At 36.7% G+C, this 12,440-nt stretch carries 7 protein-coding genes; all 7 read left to right on the top strand.

The annotated features are described in order from the left end of the window. Positions 1-50: 50 nt before the first annotated feature. The 7 genes from J2Y38_RS01340 (at position 51) to J2Y38_RS01370 (ending at position 12,324) form a co-directional block, all read left to right on the top strand. Positions 51-3,176: a TonB-dependent receptor gene (locus tag J2Y38_RS01340; protein WP_309838866.1), complete on the top strand. Its 3,126-nt coding sequence runs from the start codon at positions 51-53 to the stop codon at positions 3,174-3,176. Positions 3,177-3,195: 19 nt separating this feature from the next. Beyond that, positions 3,196-4,668, top strand: a complete 1,473-nt coding sequence (locus tag J2Y38_RS01345) for a RagB/SusD family nutrient uptake outer membrane protein (RefSeq protein ID WP_309838868.1) — start codon at positions 3,196-3,198, stop codon at positions 4,666-4,668. 4 nt (positions 4,669-4,672) lie between these two features. Continuing rightward, complete coding sequence (locus J2Y38_RS01350; protein WP_309838870.1) at positions 4,673-6,241, top strand: arylsulfatase; 1,569 nt, start codon at positions 4,673-4,675, stop codon at positions 6,239-6,241. A gap of 47 nt (positions 6,242-6,288) precedes the next feature. Next, positions 6,289-8,184: an arylsulfatase gene (locus J2Y38_RS01355; protein WP_309838872.1), complete on the top strand. Its 1,896-nt coding sequence runs from the start codon at positions 6,289-6,291 to the stop codon at positions 8,182-8,184. Positions 8,185-8,244: 60 nt separating this feature from the next. Continuing rightward, entirely contained in the window at positions 8,245-10,167 is a 1,923-nt protein-coding gene (locus tag J2Y38_RS01360; protein ID WP_309838874.1) for an arylsulfatase, read from the top strand. A gap of 291 nt (positions 10,168-10,458) precedes the next feature. Next, positions 10,459-11,526 carry a sterol desaturase family protein gene (locus J2Y38_RS01365; protein ID WP_053471677.1) on the top strand — a complete coding sequence of 356 codons (1,068 nt, stop codon included), beginning with the start codon at positions 10,459-10,461 and terminating at the stop codon, positions 11,524-11,526. Between the two features lie 90 nt (positions 11,527-11,616). Continuing rightward, positions 11,617-12,324 carry a rhodanese-like domain-containing protein gene (locus J2Y38_RS01370; protein WP_309838878.1) on the top strand — a complete coding sequence of 236 codons (708 nt, stop codon included), beginning with the start codon at positions 11,617-11,619 and terminating at the stop codon, positions 12,322-12,324. Positions 12,325-12,440: the final 116 nt, after the last annotated feature.

Raw genomic sequence — 12,440 nt, forward strand, 5'->3', positions numbered from 1 at the left:
AAATTCAGCTCTCAGGGCGCCTTGTTAATTACTTAAACCATTACAAAGAAATGAAAAAAAATATAAACCTCATTTTATGGGTTACAATTTTGTTAACATCCCTGCAATTTCAGGCACAAAATACAACACCGCTTATCCAATCTAAACTCGACGGAACGGTAGTCGATGATATTACAAATCAGCCAATTATAGGTGCATCAGTTACGATTAAAGGTACAACTCACGGTGTACAGACAGATGCTGAAGGAAAATTTTATTTTCAAACGGGTCAGAAATTTCCTTATACCCTAATCGTAAGTTATATAGGATATAAGAAACTAGAAATTATTGTAGAGAAAAATCCGGTAACGATTCATTTAAAAGAGGAAAGACAAGAACTGGACGAATTAGTTGTTGTGGGTTACGGAACTCAAAAGAGAAAAGACATTACAGGTTCTGTAGCTTCTGTTCCAAAAGCCAACTTATCCCAAGTAACTTCATCAGCAGATAACTTATTACGAGGCGCTGTTGCCGGTGTGGTAGTTACACAAAGTTCTGGTCGTCCGGGTGCGTCTTCAAGTGTACGTATTCGTGGAGGAAACTCAATCACAGCGGGTAATGAGCCTTTATATGTGGTAGACGGAATTTTAATTTACAATGACAATAATAACAGTTCTGCCGGAATATCTAACGCCGGAGCGAGTTTAAACGTTTTGTCTACTATAAACCCAGCCGATATTGAATCAATCGAAGTTTTAAAAGATGCTTCTGCAACTGCAATTTACGGTTCACGTGGTGCAAATGGAGTTGTTATTATTACAACTAAAAAAGGAACAAAAGGGCAGGATAATATTTCATACCAAGGTTATTTTGGATTTCAAAATGTTTCAAAAAGACTTCATGTAATGAATGCAAGCCAGTGGGCTAGTTTACGAAATGATGTTCAGGCAAGTATTGGTCAGGCTCCGTCTTTTTCTGCAGCGCAGATCGAAGCTTTTAAAACTTCCGGAAGTTACGACTGGCAGGATGCAGCGTTTAGAACTGCGGCTCCGGTTCAAAACCATCAATTATCATTTTCTGGAGGGGACGAAAGATCAAGATATGCGGTTTCTGCAGGATACTTTGATCAGGAAGGTACTGTTCTGGGATCTGATTTTAGACGTATCTCTCTTCGTATCAATTACGAAAGAAACTATTCTCAAAACTTTAAATTTGGTATTAATGCCAATTACAGTAACTCACTTTCTAATGGTATAGCCAATAACGGAAGCGGAGGAAGAAATCCAAACCCTTTGGTTAGTGTTTTGTTAACTGCTCCTGTAGTCCCTATTAGAAATGAAAACGGAAGTTACAATGTAACTAACAATCCTTATGCAACTTCTGTTAACGGTTTTGTTCCAAACCCTATTAATGATTTGGAAAATACAATTAACGAAACTAAAATCAACAGAATCCTAACCAGTTTATTTGGAGAATATAAAATCACTAAAAAACTGACGGCTAAAGTTGCTGTAAGCGGTGACGTTATCAATACAAAACAAAACTATTATGCCCCTGCAAATACATCAAATGGTGCAGGAACAAAAGGTTCGGCTTCTGTTGGAGACAGATTAGTAAGTTCTGTATTAAATGAAAACACTTTAAACTATAACACTAACTTCGGTGAAAACCATAAATTCTCAGCTTTAGGAGGTTATACACTTCAATATACACAAGGTGAAGTCGTTACAGCTGGAGCTAATACATTTGTAAATGATGCCAATACGTATAATGCACTTCAGGATGGTGTTGCGGTAAAACCGGGCAGTGATGCTTTTGAAAGTGTTTTAAAATCATGGCTGGCAAGAGTTAACTACTCTTATAAAGGAAAATACAACTTTACACTTTCTGCCCGTGCGGATGGTTCTTCAAGATTTGGTTCAGAGTCACTTTGGGGTTATTTCCCTTCAGCAGGTTTCTCATGGAATATTACTGATGAAGAGTTTGCAAACAACATTAAAGGTGTTACTGAAGCTAAACTTAGGCTTACGGCCGGAACAACAGGGAATCAGGAAATTGGGAACTATCTGGCTTTAGCTCAAATGGGTTCTGTAAATTATTCTTTTGGAGGAACATTATACACTGGACTTGCTCCTACCCGATTGGCAAATCCAGATTTGAAATGGGAAAAAACGACACAATATAACGTTGGTTTAGATTTATCATTATTAGAAAGAAAAATCAATTTTGTTTTTGATGTGTATTACAAAAAAACAAACGATTTGTTAATCAGCGTTCCGGTGCCGTTAACTTCAGGATATGCAAGTGTTCTTCAAAATATTGGAGGTGTTGAAAATAAAGGTATCGAGATTGGTTTAACAACTGAAAACCTTAAAACAGAAAATTTCTCATGGAACTCTAATGTAGTTTTCTCTGCTAACAGAAACAAAGTGGTTGCGATAGGAAACGGAGTTAATCAATTCTTTCCTGTAGTACCAAACGGTTCTTTATTACAACAGCAGCCGGTTACCGTAAAAGTGGGATTACCATTAGGAACTTTTTGGGGATACAGAACAAACGGAATTTTCCAAACTCAGGAAGAGGTTAATACACAGCCAAAAATCAACAGTTTAGCGAACACAAAAGTGGGAGACAGAAAATATGTTGACACAAACGGAGACGGTGTAATTACAGCTCTTGACAAAGGAAATTTAGGTTCATCTCAGCCAAAATTTGTTGGAAGTTTCAGCAACACTATTTCTTATAATGATTTTGATTTGAATTTCTCTTTTCAAGGTTCTTACGGCGGAAAAATCTTCAATGCTTTAAACCAGCAGTTAGAAATTTCAACTCTTGGAACAAATGCTAATGTTACGTTAGAAGATCGCTGGACACCAACAAATCCAAGTAATGAAATTCCGAGAGCAACAAGTTCACCGTTAGGAATTGTTTCTGAGCGTTATGTTGAAGATGCTTCTTTCTTACGATTAAAATTAATCACGCTTGGTTATACATTACCTAAAAGCACTTCTAAAAAACTGGGAGCAAAAAGCGTGAAATTCTATGTTTCTGCAGAAAACCTAATTACATGGACAAAATATACTGGTTATGATCCAGAGGTAAGTTCATACGAACAAAACAACTTATATCCGGGAATTGATTTTGGTTCTTATCCAAACTCAAAAACATTCATCTCGGGCTTGAACGTAACTTTCTAAGTAAAAAAAATATATCAAAATGAAAAAGATTATAATAACATTCCTTTTAAGTGCCGGACTATTTGTATCGTGCACGGACCTGGAGGTAACACCAACCTCTTTTGTAACCGAAGATAAATACTTCATCACTCAGGATGATGCTGTTGCGAGTGTAACTGCTGTTTATGCTTCTTTAAGCCTTGATCCGGGAGAGCAGAGTTTATTTGGAAGAAACCTTTATTTCCTTACAGATATGGGTTCTGATTATGCTGCGGCAGGAGTTTCTGCAACAAACCCGCAGGTTAGAGCGATGAGCAGTTTAACACATGATGCAACAAATGACCGTGTACAAGTGGCATGGAGACAAATTTATGCAGGTATCAACAGAGCGAATGTTTCTATTGATAATATCCCAAAAGTTGCGGGATCTGAGATTGTAAAAACAAGATTAATCAACGAAGCAAAGTTTATCCGTGGATTACTTTATTTTCAGGCTGTTCGTATTTGGGGCGGTGTTCCAATTGTTTTACACGAACCAACTTCTATTCAATTAGAAAGTTTAAAATCAAGAAGAGAATCTGTAGATAATGTGTATGCTCAAATTATTTCAGATTTAACCGCTGCCGAAAGTTTACCTGCAACTTATTCTGCTGCAGATGCCGGACGTGCTACTTCTGGAGCTGCAAAAGCTATTTTGGCAAAAGTATATTTAACTAGAAAAGATTATCCAAATGCTATTTTAAAAGCAAGAGAAGTAATTAACGGTGGATACGGTTATGCTTTGTTCGAAAACTTTCAGGACATTTTTACAAAAACAAAAAAGAACGGAAAGGAACATATTTTCTCTGTTCAGTTTGAGCCAAACCAAGCCGGAAACGGATCTAGCGGAAGTACTTTTCAGGCAACATCTTTTACAGGATTTACAGCAACTGAACCTGCTGATATTATTTCAGATGTAGCTTTATTTTATGATATTTATCAACCTGGAGATACTCGCAGAGATGTAAGTTATGCTAAACAATTACTTAACCCAACTACAGGAACGCTTTATACTTTTCCTAAGCCAATTTTCAAAAAATATTTGGATTTAACCAATTTGGCAACGCCATCAAACGTAGCGATCAATTTTCCTTTAATTCGTTATGCAGACATTTTATTGTCTTTGGCGGAAGCCATAAACGAGCAAGGTGCGCCAACTGCAGAAGCCTATGAATTGATTAACCAAGTAAGAAGAAGAGCTTACGGAAAACCAATTGCAACACCAGATGCAACTGTAGATTTAGTTGGATTAAACCAAACCACTTTTAGAGCTGCCATTCAGGAAGAACGTAAAAAAGAATTTGTTCAGGAAGGACAACGCTGGTTTGACCTAGTTCGTTGGGGAACTTTAGTTACTGAAGTTAAAAAAGTTACGGCTAAAAACTCAGTTTCAGAAAGAAACAATTTATATCCGATTCCGCAAAGCGAAAGAAATATTGATCCGGTAGGATTGCCACAAAATCCAGGTTATTAATAAAATGATTAAAAAACTGTTCATCCTTGCCCTATTGGTTGTTGCACAATTTCAGCTATTTGCACAGAAAAAGCAGCCTAACATCATCGTCATTTTGGCGGATGATTTAGGTTTCTCAGATATTGGTGCTTTTGGCTCAGAAATTAAAACGCCAAACTTGGATAAACTTGCTAAAAATGGGCTTATTCTAAACCAGTTTTATAATGCCGGCCGCTGCTGCCCTTCCCGCGCTTCATTGCTCACGGGTTTATATTCTCATCAGGCAGGTGTTGGAGATATGGTTCAGGACAAAGGAGTTCAAGCTTATCAGGGATATTTAAATGAGCATTGCATTACCATTGGACAAGCACTTAAACAGTCAGGTTACAGTACAATTGTTTCAGGAAAATGGCACGTTGGTTTAGTGCCATCAGCCTGGGCGGTTAACAGAGGATTTGATGATTCTTTTACATTACAAAACAACGGGAGCAGTTATTTTAACTCGGAACCTTTATATAACGACGGAAGAAAAGTTACTTTTTTGAAAGGAGATAAAGAAATTATCCGCACGGATACTTCTACTTACCTGACTCAGGAAATTACCAATTTCGCCATTAGTTCTTTAGAAAAACAGCACAATCAGCAAAAACCTTTTTTTCTGTATGTTGCTTATAATGCTCCACATTGGCCCATTCAGGCATTGCCGGAAGATATTGCAAAATACAAAGGTAAATACCTAAAAGGATGGGATAAATTGAGAGCAAGCCGTTTTAAAAAATTAAAAGAACTGGGAATCATTGATAAAAACTGGGACTTATCGAATCGTTTTGAAAAAGTATCCGATTGGGAAAAACTAAGTGTCGAAGAAAAAGATAAATGGGATACCCGAATGGCAATTTACGCTGCCATGATAGACAGAATGGACGCCGGAATTGGAGAAATCCTGCAGAAAGTCAAGGCGTTGGGAGAAGAAGATAATACACTTATTCTTTTTCTTTCGGATAATGGCGGAAGTGCCGATGATGTAAAAAACTGGAATTATGTTACACAAAAAAATGGAACACCAGGATCAGCTGCATCAATTGATAGTTACGAAAGTCCGTGGGGAAATGTGAGTAACACGCCTTTTCAACTATTCAAAAAGAACACTCATGAAGGCGGAATTGCTTCTCCTTTTATTGCTTACTACCCAAAGCATATTAAAGCTGGAACAGTAAGTAATAGAGTGAGTCATGTGATTGATATTTTCCCGACATGTCTGGAATATGCCCATTTTCAATATCCTGATGCTTTTCAAGGAAAAAGTCTCACACCTTTAGAAGGAATCAGCTTAAAAAAGGAATTTGAAGGACAACAATCTAATGCACACGAAGCTTTGTTTTGGGAACATGAAGGCAGTAAAGCAATAAGAAAAGGCCAGTGGAAAGCAGTAGCCGAAAACAATCAGCCTTGGGAATTGTACAATCTTGCTACAGATCGAACGGAAACAAAAAACGTAGCAAAATCAGAACCAAAACTGCTCGAATCCCTGATTGAATTACACCAACAATGGTCAAAAAAAGTAGGCGTCGAAGATTGGAATAAAATAAAATAGCAGAGTTAAACAGTGATTACGAATTAAATAACTAAAAATTTAATCTAATGAAAAAGTTTAAAAATAACATTGCAATCAAAAGTCCGCAAAAAGGGCTTTTGATTACTGCATTACTTCTTGCACAATTGAGTTTTGCGCAAACAAAACCAGAAGAATTTAAAGGAGTTATTGGTAAAACCTTAGCCGAATCTAAAGAATATTGGCCGGAACCGGTTACACCTCCTAAAGGTGCCCCAAATGTCGTTTGGATTATTCTGGACGATGTAGGTTATGGCGCTTCAAGCGCTTTTGGAGGTCAAATCGAAACTCCGGTTTTAGAAAGCTTAGCCAACAACGGATTGCGATATACCAATTTTCATACAACAGCAATTTGCGCTCCTACCCGCTCTGCTTTATTGACCGGAAGTAATTCGCATAAAGTACACGTTGGAGGATTTTCTCATACGATTATGTCGGCAGGATTTCCGGGTTGGGACGGAAGATTACCTTCTAAAAACGGAACCGTTGCAGAGATTTTACGTGACAAAGGATACAATACTTTTGGCGTAGGTAAATATGGAATAACGCCTGACGAAGAAGCAACAGATGCAGGACCGTTTGATCACTGGCCAACCGGAAAAGGATTTGAACATTTCTACGGCTTTTTGGGTTCTGCTACAGATCAGTACAAACCAGATTTAATAGAAGATCAAGCTCATATTACGCCTGACGGAAGACATCTTAGCGAACAAATCACCGATAAAGCAATTAGTTACATTCAGAAACAACAAAAAGCAGCGCCGGGAAAACCATTCTTTTTATACTATTCTCCCGCAGCCGTTCATGCACCTCATCAGGTAGCTCAAAAATGGAGCGATCCTTATAAGGGAAAATTTGATGATGGTTGGGACGCTTACCGCGAAAAAACACTAGCTAATCAAAAGAAATTAGGAGTTATTCCTGCCGATGCTGTTTTACCGGAACGCAATTCACTTATTGCAGACTGGAAAAAATTAACGCCGGATCAAAAGAAAGTATATTCAAAATTCATGGAAGTTTATGCCGGATATTTGACTTATACTGATTATGAAATAGGAAGATTGATTACTTATTTAAAAGAAAGTAATCAACTGGAAAATACTGTTGTTTTTGTTTTGATTGGCGATAATGGAGCCAGTAAAGAAGGCACACTTCAAGGAGCTGTAGACAGACAAACCTATGTAAATGGTGATACAGAAGAAAAAGTATTCCAAAATAACTTAAATAGAATTGGTGAAATCGGAACAGCTCAAACATACACCAATTATCCTTTGGGTTGGGCTCAGGCAACTAATACACCTTTCAAATACTGGAAACAAGATGCTAATTCTGAAGGAGGAACACATAATCCGTTGATTGTTTATTATCCAAAGGCAATCAAAACTCCGGGAATCAGAACGCAATACAGTCACGTAATTGATATTTTACCAACAACTCTTGATATTTTGGGCGTTAAAGCACCGGAATCTATTAGAGAAGTTAAGCAAGACACCATTCAGGGATATTCATTTTACAATTCCTTGAATGATGCAAAAGCTGTTTCCTTACATAAAATTCAACATTATTACATCTTTGGATCAAGAGCCATTTATAATGATGGTTGGAAAGCAGCTGCGGCACATCATCCCAATTCAATTGAAGTAAAAGAAGCTTTGAATAATAAAGTAAATCTTCCACCAAGTGATTTTGACAAAGATGTTTGGGAACTATACAACATCAACGAAGACTTTAACGAAAGAAAAGATTTGGCTAAAAAATACCCTGAAAAAGTAGCCGAATTAAAAAAACTTTTCGATCAGCAAGCCAAGAAAAACAATTTATATCCTTTAATAGACTGGCAGGATGTTTACCTAAGAAAAATACACAAAACGCCGTCTACCGAAGGAAAATCTGCTCAGGAATTATTAACCAAAGCAAACAAGTAAAAAAATTTACTCAAAAACTCTACTAAATCCATAGATAAATAAATATTAAAAAAAGAAATAATGAAAAAATTTGAAATTAACTCAAAAATCAAAAGCTCTGGAAAAGGGCTTTTGATTACGGCATTGCTGGCTGTACAGTTTGGCTTTGCACAAGATACTCAAGAGTTCAAAGGAACAATTGGTAAAACATTAGCCGATTCAAAAGAATATTGGCCAGATCCTGTAAAAGCGCCAAAAGGTGCACCAAATATTGTCTGGATTTTATTAGATGATGTTGGATTTGGAGCTGCAAGTGCTTTTGGAGGTTTAATCCAAACGCCTACTTTTGAAAATCTGGCAAATAACGGTTTACGTTATACCAACTTTCATACAACCGCAATTTGCGCTCCAACGCGTGCTGCATTATTAACCGGAAGAAATTCTGGAAGAGTGCACGAAAGCGGATTTTCACACACTATTTTATCGGCTGGTTTTCCAGGCTGGGACGGAAGAATTCCTTCTGATAAAGGAACAATTGCAGAGATTTTACGCGAAAACGGATACAACACTTTTGCCGTTGGTAAATATGGTGTAACTCCAGATGAAGATGCTACAGATGCAGGACCGTTTGACAGATGGCCAACCGGAAAAGGTTTCGATCATTTCTACGGATTCCTTGGTTCTCAAACAGATCAATACAATCCTGATTTAGTGGAAGATCAGGCGCATGTTAAACCAGACGGACGTCACTTAAATGAATTAATTACAGATAAAGCAATCAGCTATATTCAAAAACAACAAAAAGCGGCACCTGGAAAACCATTCTTTTTATACTATGCGCCAGGAGCTGTTCATGCACCTCATCAGGTTGCTGAAAAATGGATCGAGCCTTACAAAGGAAAATTTGACGAAGGTTACGATGTGTACCGTGAAAAAGTATTAGCAAACCAAAAGAAATTAGGTGTTGTTCCTGCTAATGCGGTATTACCAGAGCGTAATGCTCTTATTACAGATTGGAAAAAATTAACTCCGGATGAAAAGAAAGTATACGCAAGATTCATGGAAGCTTACGCTGGATTCCTGACTTATACAGATGCTGAAATTGGAAGAGTGGTTAATTATTTAAAAGAAAGCGGTCAGCTTGATAACACCTTGATTTTTGTTGCTATTGGAGATAACGGAGCAAGTAAAGAAGGAACTTTACAAGGAACAATTAACCAAAGTTTATTTTCTCAAGGAAAAACAGAAGCAGAAAATCTTCAAAGCAATTTAAATAATATTGGAGAAATTGGAACTGCAAAAGGTTTAAATACAAACTATCCTTTAGGATGGGCACAGGCAACAAACGTTCCTTTTAAAAACTGGAAACAAGATGCACATTCTGAAGGTGGAACGCGTAACCCGTTAATTGTTTTTTATCCAAATGGAATTAAAGACAAAGGCGGAATCAGAAATCAATACAGCCACGTAACCGATTTACTGCCAACAACTTTAGAAATTGCAGGAATCAAAGCACCGGAATATATCAAAGGAATTAAACAAGATATTATTCAGGGTTCATCTTTTCAGGCTTCTTTAGATAATCCAAAAGCTGAGTCATTGCACAAAGTTCAGTACTACTACATCTTTGGAAACAGAGCTATTTATAAAGACGGATGGAAAGCGGCTGCGGCACACTTACCAGATTCATTTGCTGTAAAACAATCATTAGGTAAAAACGAAAAACCAGTTGCAAGCAATTTTGATACTGATGTTTGGGAATTATACAACTTAAACGAAGATTTCAACGAACGTAACAATCTGGCTAAAAAATACCCTGAAAAGTTAGCTGAACTTCAAAAATTATTTGATGAGCAGGCAAAAGAAAACAATGTTTACCCATTGATCGACTGGCAGGATGTTTACAACAGAAGAATCCACAATACAGGAGCTGACAAAGGTAAAACGTTACAAGATTTAGTGAAGCAAGTAACTAAACCTGCAGATACAGAAACTGCAAAATAATCATTTTCACAACCTGCAAGGTTTTCAAAACCTTGTAGGTTTTTCAATAAAAACAGAAGATTCTAACAAATTAGTGAAAAAATAAAAAATAAAACTCGACTATATCCATAGAATTAGAAGTTAAATTATTTATTTTTACATTAACATATTAAAATTCAAAAAGATATGAAACGAGTAGATTATGAAATCATAGGAAAAAAAATTGTCGTTGGGGCAATTGTATTTTTAGTTCCGCTGGTAATTTTAGCCGGAGGATTAGCATTAATTAATCAATTTTTAAAATAAGAAATCATGGCAATAGTTCAAAAAGAAAAACTAACAAGAGATTTAAGTATCAGTTTATTAATTTACAGTTTGCCAGTAGTGGCAATTTTCTTGTATTTTAAATTAACAGGCGGAGCGGTAAGCGAATCGCATATTGCACTTCCTTCATTTTTAGAATTCGCAAAACCGGCATTCGAAAACATCCGCACTTGGGGATTAACCGTTTTCATGGTAGTTTTGGGAATTATAGAATTTGCAGCAGGTCTTTACGATGACGAATGGACAGGCGAAGAACGTAAAGTAGATATCGTTTGTTTCTTAGCTCCAAAATTACTTTTACCTCCTGTAATTGCATTTTTCAGCTTAACAGCTTTACCATATTTATTACCAAATTTAGCTAACACACTTTCATGGGTTCCATTTTGGGGAGGGTTTTTCCTAATCGCAATTGCCGATGATTTAACCCAATATTGGTACCACAGATTACACCATCAAGTTCCGTTTTTATGGCGTTTTCACAGAACACACCACTCTGCTCCATATATGGGAATGGCGATGGCTTCAAGACAAAACTTTATTTACACGGTTTTCTTTTCTCAAATTTATTTGACTGCAACTTTAACCTATTTAGGTTTAGGATTACCGGCTTTATTTGTTTTGGTAATTAAAAGTTTCATCACTTTAGGCGCACATTCAAGCATTGCATGGGACAAACCATTTTACAAATACAGAGTTTTACATCCAATTGCATGGGTTTTAGAAAGACTGATTTCTACTCCGGCAACACACCACGCACATCACGCAGACACTAGCGGCGACGGTGTTGGACACTTTAAAGGAAACTTCGGAAACATGTTTTTCATTTGGGACATGATTTTTGGAACAGGATTAATCACACGTAAATTCCCGGAATCTTACGGAACAAAATCATACAAACAGGAAGAATGGTACGCACAATTTTTGTGGCCAATATTCAAATCTAAAAAAGAAGGAAGTTCTCTTGCCGAAGGCGTATTGGCATTTCCTCTAAAAGCCAAACCTGTAGAAAAAGCAGCAGAAACTGTTGAACAAACTCCGGTTTTAGAACAGGCTTAATTTAAAAAAGCAATAAAAAAATATAAAGTACGGCAGTGTATTCAAATTAACCTTGAATACGCTGCCAGCTTTTATCAAAACTATACTGTTATGAAAAGTAAAATAAATATTATTACACTAATCCTGCTGTTTACAATAGTAGGATTTTCGCAAAATAAAAGTTCAAATACCGTTTCATTAGATGTTTATTACAGTAAAATTCAGGCTGAAAAAAAGCCACAGATAATTGATGCACGCGGTCCAGAAGAATTTGCTTTAAACCATATTAATGGCGCAGTAAACTTCAATTTAGAGTCAAAAGATTATGCCGAACAAGTTGCAAAATTAGACAAATCAAGACCTGTTTTCACTTACTCAATTGGAGCCGGACGAAGCGTTTGGCTAGCAGACGATTTATTAAAAAAAGGTTTTAAAGAAGCCTACAGTTTAGAAGGCGGAATTGCCAACTGGATTGGAAACGGAAAACCTTTTTATGCCAATTCTAAAAGCAAATTAACCTTAGCCGAATACAACAAAATCATTGCCGATAATAAAACTGTTTTGGTTGATATTGGTTCTAAATACTGCGGTGCGTGTATAAAAGTAAAACCAGTTCTGGAAACCATTAGAGCACAATATGGCGAAAATTTAAAAATCGTAGAAATCGAATTAGAAACCAGCCCGCAGGTAATTGCCGATTTAAAAACCGTAAAGGTCTTCCCTACTTTGATCTTATATCAAAATGGTAAAATCGTTTTCAAAAAAGACGGTTTAGGCGATTTGAAAAATGATGTTGATGTGGCTTTGGCTTCGAAATGATAATATAATTTCAGGACAAAGTTTACTACAATCATGTCAGGCTGAGCGAAGACAAATGTCAGGCTGAGCGAAGTCGAAGCCCACCTAAGAAACTCTACAAAGATTGAATTTTCGTG

The sequence above is a fragment of the Flavobacterium sp. 2755 genome (assembly GCF_031455715.1).
In the GTDB taxonomy this organism is placed as follows: domain Bacteria; phylum Bacteroidota; class Bacteroidia; order Flavobacteriales; family Flavobacteriaceae; genus Flavobacterium.